This window comes from Mycolicibacter sp. MU0083 (genome assembly GCF_963378075.1).
Lineage (GTDB): Bacteria > Actinomycetota > Actinomycetes > Mycobacteriales > Mycobacteriaceae > Mycobacterium > Mycobacterium kokjensenii.
In genome coordinates this window covers 436,740-455,598 of record NZ_OY726394.1, presented here as the reverse complement: position 1 = coordinate 455,598, position 18,859 = coordinate 436,740, and the positions used below count along the sequence as shown (strand labels likewise).

General features: G+C 70.8%; 8 protein-coding genes. All 8 read right to left on the bottom strand.

All coding sequences use genetic code 11. From position 1 onward, the window contains the following. Position 1: 1 nt before the first annotated feature. Positions 2 to 5,395 (bottom strand): non-ribosomal peptide synthetase, encoded by a 5,394-nt coding sequence (locus RCP38_RS02135; RefSeq protein ID WP_308475111.1) that lies wholly within the window; start codon positions 5,393 to 5,395, stop codon positions 2 to 4. Then, entirely contained in the window at positions 5,392 to 12,549 is a 7,158-nt protein-coding gene (locus tag RCP38_RS02130) for a type I polyketide synthase (RefSeq protein WP_308475110.1), read from the bottom strand. The genes RCP38_RS02135 and RCP38_RS02130 overlap by 4 nt, the downstream gene beginning before the upstream one ends. Positions 12,550 to 12,720: 171 nt before the next feature. Continuing rightward, complete coding sequence (locus RCP38_RS02125; protein WP_308475109.1) at positions 12,721 to 13,404, bottom strand: response regulator transcription factor; 684 nt, start codon at positions 13,402 to 13,404, stop codon at positions 12,721 to 12,723. A 52-nt stretch (positions 13,405 to 13,456) separates the two neighbouring features. After that, positions 13,457 to 14,638, bottom strand: a complete 1,182-nt coding sequence (locus tag RCP38_RS02120; protein WP_308475108.1) for a sensor histidine kinase — start codon at positions 14,636 to 14,638, stop codon at positions 13,457 to 13,459. A gap of 128 nt (positions 14,639 to 14,766) precedes the next feature. Next, entirely contained in the window at positions 14,767 to 15,516 is a 750-nt protein-coding gene (locus RCP38_RS02115) for a phosphoglyceromutase (protein WP_308475107.1), read from the bottom strand. A 13-nt stretch (positions 15,517 to 15,529) separates the two neighbouring features. Continuing rightward, positions 15,530 to 16,042 (bottom strand): type III secretion system chaperone family protein, encoded by a 513-nt coding sequence (locus RCP38_RS02110; protein ID WP_308475106.1) that lies wholly within the window; start codon positions 16,040 to 16,042, stop codon positions 15,530 to 15,532. Next, on the bottom strand, positions 16,039 to 17,385 hold the full coding sequence (gene mshA / locus RCP38_RS02105) for a D-inositol-3-phosphate glycosyltransferase (protein ID WP_308475105.1): 1,347 nt from the start codon (positions 17,383 to 17,385) through the stop codon (positions 16,039 to 16,041). Before mshA ends, RCP38_RS02110 begins: the two co-directional genes overlap by 4 nt. A gap of 22 nt (positions 17,386 to 17,407) precedes the next feature. Next, entirely contained in the window at positions 17,408 to 18,691 is a 1,284-nt protein-coding gene (locus RCP38_RS02100) for an ROK family protein (RefSeq protein WP_308475104.1), read from the bottom strand. Between the last annotated feature and the right edge of the window lie 168 nt (positions 18,692 to 18,859).

The following is an 18,859-nucleotide window of genomic DNA, read 5'->3' as shown; positions in this document are numbered from 1 at the left end:
ATCAGAACCGGTACGTGGTGGCGCCGACCTCGACACCGGAACCGGCCGCCATGATCAGCGCGACGTCGCCCGGCTTGACCAGGCCGCGCCGGCGGGCGTCGGCGATCTGGTAGGGCAGCGTCGAGGTGAACGGGTCACTGGTGAAGCCCTGCGCCTCGAGGTCGACGAACCGTGACCGGTCCACCCCGATGTGCGCGGCCAGGTCGTCGAGGGCGGCGCCGGGCAGATACGGCGGGAAGACCAGTGCGATGTCCTCGGGCTCCAGGCCCTCCAGTGTCAGCAGTTCCTTGACCGTCGCCGGCAGGCAGCTCACGTAGATCGCGGCCAGGTTCGGGTCGCGGTCCACCCGCAGCCACATCCGGCCGTCGCTTTCCCGGGTGTAGGTCCGCAGTGCCGCCCGGTGCTCGGGGTGGTGGCCGAAGACGAACCGGCCGAATCCCTCCGGCCCGTGGCTGGCGCTGAGCATGATCGCCGAGCCGGTCTCGGTGATGCCGTTGCGGGTGTATCCGCTCTCCGGCGCGTTGTTCTCCACCTCGGAGGCCAGCACCATGGCGTGGCCGGTCCGGCCGGCGCCGATCATGCCCGCGGCGATGTGGCAGCCGTTGAGGAAACCGACCGCGCCGTTGAGGACGTCGAAGGCGAACGTCTTAGGGGCGTCGGCGGATTCCGGCTCGGCGTTGATCCCGACCTCGCCGGCGACCAGGGTCGCCACCGCCGGCTCGGACAGGAAGTCGTCGCGGTAGATGCCGGCGTGGATCATCAGGCCGATCTCGGACGCCGGCACCCCACTGTCGGCCAGGCAGGCCGCGGCGGCGTCGGTCGCGAACTGGATCGAACTGGGCGTTGCCGACCCGGACGGAACCAATCCGATCCCGTCGATGCGCACCCGCGGTGTCGCCGGCAACTCCTTGCGGTTGGCACCGGAGCGGCCGCCGCGGGCTCCCCGGGTCGCACCGCCGGCGGCGCGGCGCATCCGGTCCGGCAGGTCGTCGAAGGTGTACAGGCCGGTGCCGATGGTCTGCCCGGACCCAGTGATGGACAGCACCACGTTGTCACCGGAGTTGATCCGGCCCGCGGTGATGTAGTCATACAGCGCCACGAAATGCGTTGTGGTCGCGGTGTTCCCGCGCTCCGCCAGGTTGCAGATCGTGTTGGCCCGGCTGGCCGCACCGGCACCGAAGACCCGGTTGATGGTCAGGATCGCGTCGTTGATCGACGCCTCGGAGGTCTGGTGCATCAGCAGTTGGTCGGCGGTCTCGGGACGCCACCCGTGCCGCTGCATCACCGCCGCCACGTACGGCACCGAGTGCTTCACCGCGATCGCGGTCTGGGTGACCGAGTCGGTGACCATGATGGCGCCGCCGTGCGCGCCCTCGGTGGCCTTGGCGATGCACAGCTTGGCGAACTCGCTGAACGTGGCCAGGTCCAGGTCGTGGAAGCCGACCCGGTCGTTGGGCCCCAGTTCCAGCACCGCGGCGGCGCCGGCGTCGCCGACGGTCAGGCAGGCCAACCGCGGGTCCATCGCGCTTTCGATCTCCTGCTGCGCGGTTTCGGTGATGTGGCTGATGTATTCGCCGCTGAACACCAGCGCGTTGCGCACCAGGCCGGTCTTGAGGAAGTCCTGGGCGACGCTCACCCCGGTGAACATGCCCGCGCAGGCGTTGTTGATGTCGAAGCAGACCGCGTTGGTCAAGCCCAGTTCGTCGCGCAGCTGCGAGGCGGTGCTGGGCTCGAAGGTGAACATGTGCTCGGGTCCGTCGCAGCGGGAGATGTTGCAGGCGATGAGCAGGTCGATCTCTTCGGGCGCGTAACTCGACCGGGACAGCGCGTCAGCGATCGCCTTGCGGCCCAGATCGATCGAGAACTCGTCCTGACCGGCCATCCGCCGGTTCTTGATCCCGGTGAGCCGTTCCAGCGGGATCTTCACCTCGTTGACGCAGTCCGCCAACACCTGGTCGGTGGAGACCACCCGCGGCGGCAGGTACACCCCCAGGCTCTCGATCACGATATTGCGGGCCGGGCCGGTCTGCGCGGGCTTGACCACCGGTGCGGCAACGGGTTTCGACGCCGCGGGAGCGACCACCGCGGGTTCGGGCTGCGCCGGCGGCGGTGTCGCGGCCGACGGGGCCACCGGCCCGGTCTCGGCGGTGGCGCCGATCGGACCGAACTCGGCGGCCAGCTCGGCGATGGTGCCGTAGACGAACAGCGATTCGGGCCGCAGCTCCAGGCCGTGTTCGCCGACCCGGACCGCGACCTCCAGGGCCTGGGTCGACGCGCCGCCGAGGGCGAAGAAGTCGTCGGTGACCCCGACCCGTTCCACGTCGAGGACCTCGCGCCAGATCTCGGCGAGCACCTCCTCGGTGTGGTCGCGGGGCGCGACGAACTCGGTCGGGGCGGTGTCGAGGTCGTTGTCGAGGGCCAGCAGCGCCCGACGGTCGACCTTGCCGCTGGCCGACAGCGGCAGCAGGTCGGTGGCGCGGAACACCGCGGGCACCATCGCCGCCGGGACCAGGTCCAGCAGGAAACGACGCAGTTCGGCGGTGCCCGGCATGGCGGCGACCGGGACCACGTGCGCGATCAGTTGGGTGTTGCCGCCGGCGTCTTTGCGTGCCACCACGGCACTTTCGACGATTCCGGGATGCTTGGCCACCGCGGCCTCGACCTCGCCGAGTTCGATGCGGAAACCGTTGATCTTGATCTGGTCGTCGCGGCGGCCCAGGTATTCGATGTTGCCGTCGGGCCGGTAGCGGGCCAGGTCACCGGTGCGGTAGAGCAGCGCGCCCGGTACCGAGCTGAACGGATCGTCGGAGAACGCCGCAGCGGTGGCCTCGGGCCGGTTCAGGTAGCCGCGGGCCACGCCGACGCCGCCGATGTGCAGTTCGCCGGGCACGCCGACCGGAACCGGGTTGCCCGCGGCGTCCAGCAGATGGATCGCGATGTTGGCGATCGGCCGGCCGATCGGGATGACCGGGTCGGAAACCCCACGCACACAGTGGAAATGGGTGACGTCGATCGCGGCCTCGGTGGGCCCGTAAAGGTTGTAGAGCTCCGCGGAAAGGGCGGCGAAGAACGCGTCGCGCAGGTCCGCGGTGAGCGCCTCACCGCTGCAGAACACTCGGCGCAGGCCGGTGCAGGACGCCGATTCCGGCTCGGACAGGAAACGGCGCAGCATCGAGGGCACGAAATGCATGGTGGTGACGCGCTGCTCGACGATGGTGCGCGCCAGATACGCGGCGTCCTTGTGCCCTTCGGGTTTGGCGATCACCACTCGGGCGCCGACCGTCAACGGCCAGAAGATCTCCCAGACGAAGGGGTCGAAGTTGATCGGGGTCTTGTGCAGCACCCGGTCCTGCGCGGTCAGCCCGTAGGCGTCCTGCATCCACAGCAGGCGGTTGCGGATTCCGGCGTGAGTGTTCAGCGCACCCTTGGGCGTACCGGTGGAGCCCGAGGTGTACATCAGGTAGGCCAGGTCGGCGCCGGTGGATTCCGGCGCCCGGGGTTCCTCGGCGGGTACCGCACCGGGCTGATCCAGACACAGGCGCGCTCCGGTGAAACCCGTTGGGACATGCGGCAACTGGTCACGGTGGGTGACGCAGACCGGGGCTTCGGGGATGTCGGCGAGCATCGCCTCGAGTCGCCCGGTGGGCTGCGCGGGGTCCAGCGGCAGGAACACCCCGCCGGCCTTGAGCACGCCGAGCAGCGCGATCACCAGGTCTTCGGAGCGTTCCATCAGCACCGGGACCACCGTCGGGCCGGCGCCGGTGCCGACACCGAACCCGCGCAACCGGTGCGCCAATCCGTTGGCGCGCCGGTCCAACTCGGCGTAGCCGATGTCGCGGCCGTCGTAGCTGACCGCCACGGCGTCGGGGGTGCGCGCGGCGGTGGCGGCGACCATCTCGTGCAGCAGCAGCGGGGCCGTCGAGGCCGGGTAGTCGACCGCAGTGTCGTTCCAGGCCGCCAGCGCGGCGCGCTCGGTGTCGGTGAGCAGGCTGACCTGCGACACCGGTGCGTCGGCCGCGCCGGGCTGCACCAGGCCGGTCAGCAGCAGCGCGAAGTGCTGCCCGAGCGCCTCGATGGTCGCCCCGTCGAACAGATCGGTGTTGTACTGCAGCGCGACCTGCAGCTCGTCGTCCTGCTCGCCGACCTGCATGGTGATGTCGAACGGCGAGCCGCCCTGGCCGATGTAGAGGGTCTCCAGGGGCAGCACACCGTCGCCGGCTTCTGCACCGTCTTCGAACAGCCGCACCTGCTGCCAGGCGAACGACACCTGGAACAGCGGGGAACGCGCGGCGTCGCGCACCGGCCGCAACCGCTCCACCAGCAGCGGCAGCGGGTACTCCTGATGCCCGATCGCACCGAGCACGGCGTCTTTGACCTGACCCAGCAGCGCGGCGAAGGTCGGATCCCCGCCGACGTCCACCCGCAGCGGCAGCGGGTTGGTGACGTAGCCGACCATGCCCATCAGCCCGGCCCGGTCGCGGCAGGCGAACGGCGACCCGATGACCAGGTCGTCCTGGCCGCTGTAGCGGTGCAGCAGCACCGCGTAGGCCGCCAGCAGGGTCATGTACGGCGTCGCGCCGACGTTGCGCGCCACCTGCTTGAGCCCGGCGGTGACGTCGGCGTCGATGCTGAACCGGTGCAGCGCACCGTCGTAGGTCTGGATCGCCGGACGGGGCCGGTCGGTGGGCAGCGCCAGGGTCGGCAGCTCACCGGTCAACGTCTGCTGCCAGTACTCCCAGAGCCGTTCACCCTCGGGGCCGGCGAGCATCGCGGACTGCTGCGCGGCGTAGTCGACGTAACGGTCGGCGGTCAACTCCGGCGCGGGGGCGCCGTGCTCGGCGGCGTAGAGCGCACGCAACTCGTCGAGGATGATGTCGATGGACCAGAAGTCGACGGCGATGTGGTGCACGGTCAGCACCAGCACGTGGTCGTCGGGGCGGGCCAGCAGCGTCAGCCGCAGCACCGGGCCGGTCCGCAGGTCGAACGGCCGGTCGATCTCGGTCTGGATCCACTGGTCGAGTTCGCCGGCGTCGGCACCGATGCGGTGGGTGGCGATCCGTACCGGCCAGTGCGCGTGCACCAGTGCGACGGGCTGGCCGTCGCGTTCGGTGTAGGTGGTCCGCAGCATCGGGTGCCGGTCGACCAGCGCCTGGGCTGCCCGTTCCAGTGCCGGCACGTCGAGGGCGCCGCGGATGCGTCCCGCGTAGCCGACGGTGTAGGCGGGACTGTCGGGGGCGATCCGGTGCATGAACCACATCGAGCGCTGCCCGTAGGACAGCTCGTGTTCGGAGGCGGCGTTGCGGGCCTTCTCCATCAGCAGCTTGGCCAGCAGTTCGCGCTTCTTCTCCGGCGACAGATTCGCGATATCGGCGGGCATCCCGGGTAGATCCGTCATGCGCTACCTCCATCGGTGACCTGGTCGGCCTGCCCGTCGTCGGCCATCATCTGCGCCAGCAGCGCGTCCACCGCCTCGTCGGACAGCTCGGGGACCTGCGCCAGCAGTTCCATCTCCTGCGAGGCCTCGTCCCGCTGCTCGGAGACCGGGGAGTCGGCGGACTGGTCGGCCACGGTCCGGTCGGCGCCGTCGGCCAACTGCTCGCCGAGCCAGCCGGACAGACTGACCACGCTGGGCCCGTCCAGCAGCCGGGCAACGGGAACCACGATACCGAGTTCGCGCTCGACCTGAATGCGAAGTTCCAGCGTGATCAGGGAATCGACCCCGAGGCTGTTCAACGGTGCGTCCACGTCCAACCCGGCCGGGGCCAGGCCGAGCTTGCCGGCGACCAGGTCACGCAGGTAGGTCTCCAGCAGCTGCCGGCGCTGCTGCGGATCCGCGGCCTGCACCGCCTCGAACAGTCCGCTTCCGGTCCCGGCGCCGGCGCCCGCGACCGCGGTCTGCAGCTCGCTGAGCAACGGTGACGCGGCACTCGGGCGCCACCGCGCCCAGTCGATGTCGAGCACCATCGCTTCGGTGGCGCCGTCGGCCAAAAGCGCGGTCAGCGCCGCGAGGTAGTCGTCGGCGGACACCCCTTCGACGCCGTAGTGCGAGAAGTGCCGGTGCAGGTCGGAGTTGGTGAACATGCCCAGCCCGGCCCACGGACCGAAGTTCACGCTCAAGCCGGGCCGTCCCGCCGCCCGCCGATGCCAGGCCAGCGCGTCCAGGAAGGCGTTGGCGGCGCCGTAGTTGGCGGCGCCGGGCGACCCCAGCACGGAGGCCGCCGAGGAGAACAGCACGAAGAAGTCCAGCTCCGCCTCGGCGGTCAGGGTGTGCAGGTTCCAGGCGCCCTGCACCTTCGGGGCCATCACGGCGCGCAGTTGTTCGGCGTCCAGGCGCGCCAGGATCGCGTCGTCGACGGTGCCGGCGGCATGGACCACGCCGCGCAGCGGCGGCATCGACGAACCGATGGTGGCCAGGGCCGCCGCGACGTCGGCGGACCTGGTGACGTCGCCCTGGGCGACGGTCACCTCGGCACCGGCGGCCCGCAACGACTCCAGCGTGGCCTGCGCCGTCGCCGACGGTGCGCTGCGGCCCATCAGCACCAGGTGGCGCGCCCCGTGGGCGACCAGCCAGCCGGCGATCTCGCCGCCGACGGCGCCCAGGCCGCCGGTGACCAGGTAGGTGGCGTCCGCCCGCAGTGCGAGTTCGTCCGAGGGCTCCGACGACGGCGCGGTGTAGGGCTCCAGCCGTGCGACGTAGCGGCGGTGACCCCGCAGCGCCACGTCGGTCTCGCGGTCGTCCGACCAGATCTCGGTGAACAGGCCGCGCAGTTCTTCGGCGCCGCCGTCGGCGGACAGGTCGACTGCGGTGGCCCGCAGTTCGGGGTGCTCGTGGTCGACGCTGCGACCCAGTCCCCAGACCGGGGCCTGGCCCACCGCCAGCGCACCGGGTACGGACTCGTCCCAACCGGCGGGCTGCGCCCCGCGCGTCACCAGCCACAGCCGCGGCGATTCGGGCCAGCCGGCCTGCGTCAACGCCTGGATCAGGTGCACCACGCTCAGCGTGCCGACGGACGTCGCGGCCGCCAGCGACTCCTCGGTGGTCTCGGCCGGTGCCGCGGCCAGCAGGTTCCACAGGTGCAGCACCCCGCGGCAGGTCGGCCGGTCGCCGCCGAACGCGGCCCGCAGCAGTTCCGCGAAGTGCTCCGGCCGGGCCGGGTCGATGCGGTAGCTGTCGGCGGTCACCCGTTCGATCTCGGCCAGCCCGAGGACCGGTTCGACCAGCACGCAGGACTGCGACTGCGCCTCGAGGTTGTCGCGCAGGGTGTCGGCGACCGGCCCGTCGGACAGGATCAGCCAGCTGCCGGCTTCGGTGGCGCCGCCCTCGGTCCGGCCGGAGCCGTCTGCGGCCAGCGAGGCCGGTTGCCACCGCATCCGGTAGCTGCGGGCGCGCGGGTCCACCGGGGCGGTGACGACGGCGGGTGCCGGGGATCGACCGGCGCCCAGGGTGCCGGTCGCCAGCAGTGTCCAGTCCGCCCCGGAACTGCCGTAGCACTCGAAGGTGTCCCCGGTCAGGGCGAACTGCACCGTTCGGGCCTGCTCCAGGCCGCCGCGCAGCCGCAGTTCGGCGACCGAACGGCCGCCCGCGCCGAAGGCGACGTCGGTCGCGGTCGCCGCCAGCTCGGCCAGGTGGTCGGTCGACAGACCGGTGGTGATGTCGACCTCGACCAGCACCGTCTCCGGTTGGGCGGCGGAGCGGATCGGGCCGCGCCAACCGCCACCGGCGGCGGCGCTGTGCCGCGGCGCTGCGATGGACCCGGCGTTGAGCCAGGAGTGCACCCGCTGCCAGGGGTAGGTCGGGGCCGGGACACACCGGCTGCCCTCGGGGTAGATCTGCTCCCAGGCCACCCGGTGGCCCTGGGTGTAGAGCGCACCCAGTGAGCCGAGCATGGTGGCGCGGCCGCCCTCGTCGCGACGCATCGACGGCAGCAGGGTCGCACTGCGGTGCAGGTGCTCGGCGTCCTCGCGGGCCCCGGTCAGCAGGATCGGGTGCGGGCTGAGCTCGACGAAGGTGTTGTGCCCGGTCTCGAGCAGTCGCCGCAGCGCGGGCGAGAACCGCACCGGCGAGCACAGGTTGGCCACCCAGTAGTCGGCGTCGAGCAGCTGCTCGCCCACCAGTTCACCGGTGACCGTGGAGTACATCGGTACGGTCGGCGCGGTCGGCTTCAGCTTCACCAGGCTGCCGCGCAGGCCGGCGCCGAGGGCCTCCATCTGCGGACTGTGCGAGGCGACGTCGACCTCGATCCAGCGGCAGAACCGGTCCCGCTGGGTCAGCTTGTCCATCAACGCTTCGAGCACCTTGGGCTCACCGGCGAGCACCGTCGAACGGTGACTGTTGCTGGCGGCGACGGCCACCTCGCGTTCGTGGCCGGCGATGAGTTCCTGCGCCTCGGCCAGGGTGGTCTCGGTGACCATCATCGCGCCGCGGCCGCGGACTCCGCGCAGCATCCGGGCACGGGCGCAGATCACCCGCGCGGCGTCGTCGAGGCTCAGGGCTCCGGCGACGTGGGCGGCCGCGGCCTCACCGAGACTGTGGCCGACCACCGCGGCGGGTTGCACGCCCCAGGAGCGCCACAGTGCCGCCAGCGCGACCTGGATCGCGAAGATCGTGGGCTGCAGGATGCCGATGTCTTTGAGCTTGGAGCGGTCCTCGGGACCGTCCTGGGCGGCCAGCTCCTTGAGGATCGAGTGCCCCAGGTGCGGGAAGAGCGCCGCGTCGCAGGCGGTCAGGGCGTCGGCGAACACCGGCTCCTCGGCCTGCAGCTGCCGGGCCATCCCGTGCCACTGCGAACCCTGGCCGGAGAACACGAACGTCACGCCCGGGCCGGGCCGGCTGGGCGCGCAGTGCCCCACCGACAGGCCGGGCCGGGACTCACCGAGCCGGTAGGCCGACAGCGACTCGAACAGCGCCGCCGGGGTGTCGCCGACCACCGACAGCCGGTAGTCGTGGTGTTCGCGGCGGGCACCGGCGGTGAAGCACAGGTCGGCCAGCGAGCCGCTGCCGTCACCGGCCATCAGACCGCCGGAGAACAACGCCATCTCGTACTCCCCGACCAGCGCGGTGAGCGCTTCGGGGGACCGTGCGGACAACGCCAGCAGTTCGGGCCGCGGTTCGGTGTCCTCGTCGTGGTAGCCGCCGCGGACCTGCGGTGCCTCGGTTAGCACGACGTGGGCGTTGGTGCCGCCGAACCCGAAGGAGCTGACGCCGGCCACCGCGCGACTGCCGGCCGGCCACGGGGTCAGGTTCTGCACCACCTGCAGCGGCAGCCGGTCGAAGCCGATGTGCGGGTTGGGTTCGGTGAAGTTCAGACTGGCCGGGATCTGCCGGTGCTGCAGGGACAGTGCCACCTTGATCAGGCCGGCGACGCCCGCCGCCGCTTCCAGGTGGCCGATGTTGGTCTTGACCGACCCCACCAGGCAGCGACTGCCCTCCGGCCGGCCTTCGGCCAGTGCGGTACCCAGCGCGTTGGCCTCGATGGCGTCGCCGATCGACGTCCCGGTGCCGTGCGCCTCGACGTACTGCACCGAACCGGCCGGCAGACCCGCCCGGCGGAACGCCTCGGTGATCACGGCCTCCTGGGCACGCCCGCTGGGTGCGATCAGGCCGTTGGTGCGGCCGTCGGAGTTGGTGGCGCTGCCGCGGATCACCGCGTAGATCGGGTCGTTGTCCTCCAGCGCCCGGCTGAGCGGCTTGAGTACGACCACCCCGGCGCCCTCACCGCGGACGTAGCCGTCGGCGTCGGCGTCGAAGGTCTTGCAGCGGCCGTCGGGAGCCATCACCCGGGCCTTGGAGAAGTTGATCGCCAGCGCCGGCGAAAGGATCACGTTCACCCCGGCGGCCAGCGCCATGGAGCATTCGCCGTCGCGCAGGCTGCGGCAGGCCAGGTCGACGGCGACCAGCGACGACGAGCAGGCGCTGTCGACCGACATGCTCGGGCCGTGGAAGTCGAAGGTGTAGGACAGCCGGTTGGCCGCGATGCTCAGCGCATTGCCGGTGCCGGTGTAGGCGTCGACGAGTTGCGGCTGCCCCATCCGCAGGTAGCCGTAGTCGTTGGTGGAGATGCCGACGAACACCCCGGTGCGGCTGCCGGCCAGGCTGTCCGGCACCTGGCCGGCGTCCTCCAACGCCTCCCAGGCCACTTCGAGCAGCAACCGCTGCTGCGGGTCCATCTGCGCGGACTCGCGCGGCGAGATCCCGAAGAACTGGAAATCGAACTGGTCGACCTGGTTCAGGAACCCGCCGCGCCGCGTCACCGCGGTGCCCGGAACCGACGGGTCCGGGTTGTAGAAGGCGTCGACGTCCCACCGGTCGGCCGGCACATCGCTGGTGGCGTCCACCCCACCGGAGAGCAACCGCCAGAACTCTTCGGGGCCGTCGGCGCCCGGGAACCGGCAGCCCATCCCGACGATCGCGATCGGCTCGTCGGCGGCTGGCCGCTCGACCCGGTCGGTGTCCACACCGGCCCCCGGGGCCGCCGGGGTCTTCGCCGCGACCCGGGCCAGGTGCGCCGAGAGGATGTCGATCGAGGGGTATTCGTAGGCGATGGTGGGGACCAGCTCGATACCCAGCCACTTCTCCAGGGCATCGGAGAGCCGCACCGCGTGGATGGAGTCCAGGCCGTAGAAGGCGAACGGCTTGGCCGGGTCGATCTCCGCGACCGGCAATTCGAGGTCGGCGGCCAGCCGCTCGACGAGCCAGGCACTGATCTCGGCCGCGCTGCGGGTGCCCGCCTCGGCCGGTGCTGCTGCCGGCGCCGCCGCGGGCTCGGACACTGGTTGCGGTGCCGCGGTGGCCGGCGGCCACTGGGCGACCACCGGCAGCGCACCGTCGAGGTACTGCTGCTTGCAGGCGCTGCGCTGGATCTTGCCGCTGGAGGTGGTGGGCAGCTGCAGCGGCTGGACCAGCACGACGGCGTTGGTGCGCACCGAGTGGTTGGTGGTGACCGCGGTGCGGATCGCCTGCATGACCTCGTCGGCCTGCTCGCCGCTGACCCGGCTGGGGTCCACTTCCTGGACGACCACCAACTGTTCGGCGGCGCCCGATTCCGGGGCGATCGAGAACACCGCGCCCCGGCCGCGCAACAGCCCGGCGTTGGTGTCCTGCACGGTCAGCTCGATGTCGTTGGGGTAGTGGTTGACGCCGCGGATGATGATCAGATCCTTGCGGCGGCCGGTGACGAAGAGCTCGCCGGAGTGCAGGAAGCCCAGGTCCCCGGTGCGCAGGAACGGCCCTTCGCCGGTGTCGGCCAGCGTGGCGGCGAAGGTCTCCTCGGACAGTTCCGGGGCACCCCAGTAGCCGTGCGCGACGCTGCCGCCGCTCACCCAGATCTCGCCGACCTGGTCGGCGGCGCATTCCAGTCGGGTCTCGGGGTCGACGATGATGACCCGCTGGCCGCCGCGCGGCTTGCCGCAGCCGACCATGGTCGCCACGTTGGGGTCGTCGGCCGCGACGGCGATGACCCGGTTGTCGCCGAGGGCGACCCGGTCGATGTGCTGGACCATCGGCACCGGAAGATCCGAGCCGCCCGAGACCAGCAGGGTGCCCTCGGCCAATCCGTAGACCGGGTAGAACGACTCGGGGCGGAAGCCGGATTCGGCGAACAGTTCGGCGAAGCTGTCCAGGGTGGCGGTGCGCACCGGTTCGGCGCCGCACAGTGCCACCGTCCAGTTCGACAGGTCCAGGGCGGCGCGTTCCTGCGGGGTGCTCAACTCCACGCACAGGTCGAAGGCGAAGTTCGGTGCGGCGGTGATCATGGCGCGATGCCGCGAGATCGACTCCAGCCACCGCATCGGACGTTTGATGAACGCCGTCGGCGGCATCAGGTACGAATGGCCCCCGACGTACATGGTCGCCAGCAGTCCGCCGATGAGGCCCATGTCGTGGTACGGCGGCAGCCAGAAGGCCCCGACCACGTGTGGCATGTCGGTGTTGGCGTCCCAGGCCTCGGCGATGGTCGCCATGTTGTGCACCAGGTTGCCGTGGGTCAGCACCACGCCCTTGGGCGCGCTGGTCGACCCGGAGGTGTACTGCAGCATCGCGATGCTCTCGGCGTCGATCTGCGGCGCCACCCAGTCCGCTTCGCCGTCGACGGAGTCGACGTCGGTGATCGTCCACAGCAGCGTCTGGCCGCCCGGCAGGGCATCGATCGCGGGCTTGATCCTGGGCTCGATCTCGCTGGTGGTGAGCGCGAATCCCGGTTTGACGTCGGAGATGATCGACTGGACGCGCGGCACCAGGTGTTCACGCATCGGCGGGTGCACCGGGATGGCGATGGCACCGGCGTACAGGCAGCCGAAGAAACTGGCGATGAAGTCCAGACCGGGGGGACACAGCACCAGCACCCGCTGGCCGGCGGCGCCCTGACGCTGCAGATGGACGGCGATCTGACGGGCGCGCCGGTGCAGGTCCCGGTAGCTGGCGGTGACGTTGTCCTGCTCGTCGCCGTCGCGGGAGAAGGTGAAGGCCGGGGCGTCGCCACGGTCCACTGCACGCTGTGCCAGTAGGTCAACCAGCGTTCGCAGAGTATGCACCGTGCCGTCCGGCCCGCTCATCGATCACGTCTCCCGTATCACTGCCGAAGATGGGTTTGGATTGGGCCCAAGACTCCTACAGGCAACCCTGATTAAGGTTACCTTAAGAAGCCAGGTGCCCAATTCGCGTAATTTTCGGCGACGACAACCCCGCGGAGCAAGTTGGGAGACCCGTGACGAGGGGCCTGGAAATCAGCCCTCCAGCTTGTACCCGAGGCCGCGAACGGTGACCAGATGCACCGGGTTGGCGGGGTCCGCTTCGATCTTGGACCGAAGTCGTTTGACGTGAACGTCGAGGGTCTTGGTGTCGCCGACGTAATCGGCGCCCCAGACCCGGTCGATCAACTGGCCGCGGGTCAGCACCCGACCGGTGTTGCGCATCAGGTATTCGAGCAGGTCGAACTCCTTGAGCGGCAAGGTGATCTGTTCGCCGTTGACCATGACCACGTGCCGTTCGACGTCCATGCGGACCGGGCCGGATTCCAGCACGCCCTCCCCGACGCCGCCCTCGTCCTCGCCGCCGCGGCGCAGCACCGCGCGGATCCGGGCGATCAACTCGCGCGCCGAATAGGGTTTGGTCACATAGTCGTCGGCACCCAGTTCCAGGCCGACGACCTTGTCGATCTCACTGTCGCGGGCAGTGACCATAATCACCGGCACACTGGAGCGTGCGCGCAGTTGTTTGCAGACGTCGGTGCCCGACATGCCCGGCAGCATCAGGTCCAGCAACACGATGTCGGCACCGGCCCGGTCGAATTCGGCCAGGGCCGCGGTTCCGTCGCCGACCACGGTGGCTTCGAAGCCCTCCTTGCGCAGCAGGAACGCCAACGGGTCCGCCAGTGATTCCTCATCCTCGACGATCAAGACGTGTGTCATCGCCGCCCCTCCTCTTCATCACTACCCTGCGCATCGATGACAGGCCATGCCATCACAGCTCCTCCTTCTCTGAATCCAGACTGCCGTGGTAGGCGGGAATCGCCAAGGTGAACGTGGAACCCGTGCCCGGCTGGCTCCACAACGTGATGGTGCCGTTGTGGTTGGCCGCCACGTGCTTGACGATCGCCAGTCCCAGGCCACTGCCGCCGGTCGCCCGCGACCGTGCCTTGTCGCTGCGGAAGAACCGCTCGAAGACGCGCTCCTGGTCCTTGGGCGCGATCCCGATCCCGCGGTCGGTCACCGCGATCTCGATGTAACCGTCGCGTCGGCGGCGGCTGATCGACACCGGTGACCCGTGCGGCGAGTAGGCGATCGCGTTGGACACCAGATTGGCCAGCGCGGTGACCAGCAGGGATTCGTCGCCGAGCACATGGAATCCGCTGGGTGCGTCGGTGGTGATGGTGATCTCGGCATTGTCGGCGGCCACCTTGTGCCGGGAGATCACCTCGTTGATGACGACGTCGACGTCGACGACGGCCAGGTCCGGCAACGGTTCGGCGCCCTGCAACCGGGACAGTTCGATCAGTTCGCCGATCATGGCGGCCAGCCGGTTCGACTCGACCAGCACCCGCTCGGCGAACGGCCGTACCGCCTCGGGGTCGTCGGCCGAGGCCAGCAGCGCCTCGGCCAACAGTCCCATCGCCCCGACCGGCGTCTTGAGTTCGTGGCTGACGTTGGCCACGAAGTCTCGCCGACTGGCCTCCATCCGGGCCTGCTCGGACTGGTCGTCGACGATCACCACCGCGAACCGGCGGTCCTCTTCGGAGAGCAGTCGGGCGTACCCGCGCACCGCGGCCAGATCCGTCCGGGTGGCCCCGGGCGCCCGCTTGGCCACCGACAGATCGAAGAGCACGTCTTCTTCGCCGGCCAGTGCGCGTTGCGCGGCCGCCCAGGCCTCGTCATCGAGCAACCGGCCCCGCACCACACCCAGTTCGGTGGCGCGCTCGTTGAGGTAGACGACGTCGCGGTAGGAGTCGACGACCGCGATGCCCAACGACGCGTGCGCGACGATCTGCTGCAGCATCTGCGCCACGGTGATCCCGGACCGCTCGGTGGCCGCCCGGTTGCGGCGCTCGGCGAGCCACGGTGCCAGCCGGGTACCGGCCACGACACCGACCGCCAGCGCGGGAACCGCCGACGCCACAGCGAGCGTCAGCGCCTGGGTCGCAGCCACGGCAGAATCGTAGCCAGTATCCGGCCGCTTTCCGACCAGCGCTCGGCGCTGACGTGCGACGAAGATGAATTCAGGGCGAAGATTTCATCCCGGTGCCACCCGTTATTCACACGCAGCGGGGCCAACGGCTACTTGGCGCCCTGACTGGCCACCGCAGCGGCACCGGCGGCGGCCGCCTCCGGGTCCAGATAGACCCCGCCGGCCACCTTGGGGCGCAGGTCGGCGTCCAGGTCGTAACGCAGCGGGATACCCGTCGGGATGTTCAACCCGACCACGTCCTCGTCCGACATGCCGTCGAGGTGCTTCACCAGAGCCCGCAGCGAGTTGCCGTGGGCGGCGATCAGCACGGTCTTCCCGCTGCGCAGGTCGGGGATCACCACGTCGGTGAAGTACGGCAGGAACCGTGCCACCACGTCGGCCAGGCATTCGGTCAGCGGGCCGCCGCCGATGTCGGCGTAGCGGGGGTCGGTGTCCTGGCTGTAGCGGCTGCCGGCCTCGATGGTGGGCGGCGGGGTGTCGTAGCTGCGTCGCCAGGTCATGAACTGGTCATCGCCGTAGCGGGCCTTCGTCTCGGCCTTGTCCAGACCCTGCAGCGCGCCGTAGTGCCGCTCGTTGAGCCGCCAGGTGCGATGCACCGGGATCCAGTGCCGGTCGGCGGCGTCCAGTGCCAGGTTCGCGGTGGTGATCGCCCGGCGCAGCAGCGAGGTGTAGACCACGTCCGGCAGCAGGTCGTGCTCGACCAGCAGCGTGCCCGCCCGGACCGCTTCGGTGCGGCCCTTGTCGGTGAGGTTGACATCCATCCAGCCGGTGAACTGGTTGCTGGCGTTCCATTCGCTCTCGCCGTGGCGCAGCAGTACCAGAGTCGCAGTGTCAGACATGAGCGTCAGTGTCTCAGTCGGTGTCGTGATCGATCAAATGCTCGAAAGCCCGGAGGTTCTTCAGCGACTGTCCGGTGGACACCCGCCACTCCCACTCCTTCTGGATCGAGGAGGCGAATCCCAACTCCAGCAACGTGTTGAAGTCGAAGTCGACGGCCTCGAGCACCTGCCCGAGCACCCGGTCGATCTCGTCGGCGGTCACCGAGGCCAGCGACATCCGGCCGATCAGATAGATGTCGCCGGTGTTGTCCAAGGTGTAGGCCACCCCGTAGAGCCGCCGGTTGCGCCGCAGCAGGTAGCGGTACACCCCGACGTGGTTCTCGTCGGGTTGCCGGCAGACGAACGCCTCGACCCGCACCGAGTGCTCTCCGACGCTGAGCAGCGTGTTGGTCTTGAGTTTGCGCTCACCGGGCAGTTCCACCACCAGTCCGGGCAGTCCACCGTGTGCGCCCGGGAACGGCGAGTAGGTCAGCTCGGCGGCGTCGAGGGTGGCCTCGATGAGTCGCCGGACCTCTCCGGGGTTCATGCCCGTGCCCCGCGCCGCTCGGGCCGGTGCCGGGGTCTACGCGCCGCCGTCAGCACCGGGGTCCGGTCCTCCCGCGCAGCGGCGAAGTCCTCGATGGCCCGGCTGTAGCTGGCCAACTGGGCGTCGACGGTGCGCTCCCAGGAGAAGTTCGACGCATGGCCGACCGCGGCTTTGCGCATCGCCCAGCCGCGCGGTCCGGAACCCAGCCGCAGCAGCCCGTCGAGCGCGTCCGCCCAGTCCTCGATGTCGTGGCCGTCGACCAGTCCCCCGGTGACGCCGTCGCGCACCGCCACCGGCAGGCCACCGACCGCCGCGGCCAGCACCGGGGTCCCGCACGCCTGGGCCTCCAGGGCGACCAGGCCGAAGGATTCGGAGTAGCTGGGCACCGCCACCAGATCGGCGGCCCGGAACAAGGTGGCCAGGTCTTCGCGGGACTGCGGGGGCAGGAACGTCACCCGATCCGCTATACCCAGTTCGGCGGCCAGCCTAACCAGCCCGTCGGGTTCGGCCAGGCCACTGCTGCCCGACGGCCCACCGGCGATCACCACCCGTACGCCGGGCAGCTTCGCGGCCGCCCGCAACAGCACATCGGGTGCCTTCAACGGTTGGATACGGCCGACGAACGCCACGATCGGCTCGGTTGCGGGCAGCCCCAGCGTCGCGCGGGCGGCGGACTTGTCGCCCGGTCGGAACACTTCCAGGTCGACGCCGGGATGGGCCACATCGATCCGGTTCGGGTCGGCCCGGTGCAGGGCCACCAACTGGGCGGCCTCGTCGGCGGTGTTGACGATCAACCGGTCCGCGGCGTCGACGACCTGCTGTTCGCCGACCGTGCGCAGCGGGGGTTCGGGGGTGTCCCCGGCGGCCAGGGCCGCGTTCTTCACCCCGGCCAGGGTGTGCGCGGTGTGCACCAGCGGAACGGCCCACCGGTCGGCGGCCAGCCAGCCGACCTGCCCGGACAGCCAGTAGTGCGAGTGCACGACGTCGTAGTAGCCGGGCTCGTGGGCGGCCTCGGCGCGCAGTACCCCGGCCGCGAACGCACACAGCTGGGTGGGCAGGTCGTTCTTGTCCAGGCCCTCGAACGGCCCGGCGACCACGTTGCGCACCAGCACACCCGGCGCGACGTGGGCCACCGGCGGGTCGGCCGACGACGTGGCGCGGGTGAACACCTCCACCTGTACCCCGCGGCGGGCCAGATGCAGGGCGCTCTGCAGCACGTAGACGTTCATGCCGCCGGCGTCGCCGGTGCCCGGTTGGGCCAGCGGCGAGGTGTGGACCGAGAGCAGCGCTACCCGGTGCACGTCGGATCCGATGTCTCCGATGCCCCCGACGCCGTAGCCCACCCCGCCATCTTTACAGGTGCGCTCAGGCGGACACGTCCGGGACCACACGGGCGACCGGGCCGCGGGAGCGGCGCATCGCGGCGACCGGGTCGGCGTAGAGCCCGCCGAGGGACACCGTGCCGGCGCCCGCTTCCTGGACCCTGTTGCCGAACGCGGTGACCCGGATACTGCGCGGCGACAGCACCGACCGCTGCCCGAACGCCCGCTCCACCTCGGCCATGCCCTCCGGGTACTCGGTGAACGCCTGGCCACCGACCACCAGGTCATCGGGGTTGAGCACGTCACGCAGCAATGCCACGGCTTCCCCCAGCGCCCGGGCGCGTTCGGTCAGCAGGGCCACCGCCCGGTCGTCTCCGGCGCGGGCCTCCCGCACCAGGGCGGTCACGCCCACGGCTCCGCCGCCCTTGCCCTCGGGCAGGATCCGCAGCCGGCGGGCCGCGCCCAGCACCGCCTCGTCACTGACGGTGGATTCCAGTTGACCGGTGCCGCCGAGCAACTCGGAGTAGACCGGTAGGCCGGCGATGGTGCCCGGCCCGCTGGCCGGACTGTGCACCCGCCCGCCGATCACCAGCGCGTAGCCCACCGTTTCACGGGCGTAGACGTAGAGGCTGGTGGTGGCGGCCGCGGTCGGCCGGCGCACCCCGAAGAGCAGTTCCGCCCCGGCCATGGCGTCCACGTGGGAGGCCACCGACACCGGCAGCCCCAGCTCGTCGGCCAGCACCGGCCCGACCGGTGCGGCCGTCCAGCCCAGCCGGGGGTGGTCGACATACCCGGTGGCACCGTCGACCGCGCCACCGGTAGCCACCCCGACCCACAGCGGCCGGCGCTTCTGCCAGCGGGTCAGGTACCGGCTCGCGCTGGCGGCCAGCGCGGCCAGTGCCGGCCCGGCGCCGTTGTTGGGGGTGGGGGTCTCGACGACGTCGAGGGTGCGGCCCAGCAGGTCGGTGGCCACGATGCTGGTGGTCTTGGCACCGATGTGCAGGCCCAGGGTCAGGTAGGGCTCGTGGTTGACCACCACCGGCCGCCGCGGCCGCCCGATGGCCCCGGAGGTGGCCAGGTCGGCGCGCTCCAGCAGCAGACCGGCCTCCAGCAATGCGCTGACCTGCCGGTTGACGGTGGCGACGCTCAGCGAGGTGGCGCCGGCGATGGCCTCGCGGGCGATGGGGCCCGCCCGGCGTACCGCGGCGAACACCTCGGCGCCGGCCGTGTCGGCCAGCTGCAGCGCCGGGGCCACCACCCGCGGATGCGAACGGCTCCGACCGGTGCCGTGGGTGGCCGGGTGGGCGGTGAGGGAGGTGGTACGCACGCGATGTCCTTGTCTGATGGGAAATCCGAGTCAGGGCCGGGGACGCCTAACGACCCGGCGGACTCCCCTCAAGGAGCGGTTACCGCAGCAGGTCAGGCGCAGCTACACGCGCGACAACACGCGCCGTCGGCGATAAGACAGACCGCTGCGAGAGAGCGGACACTGCGG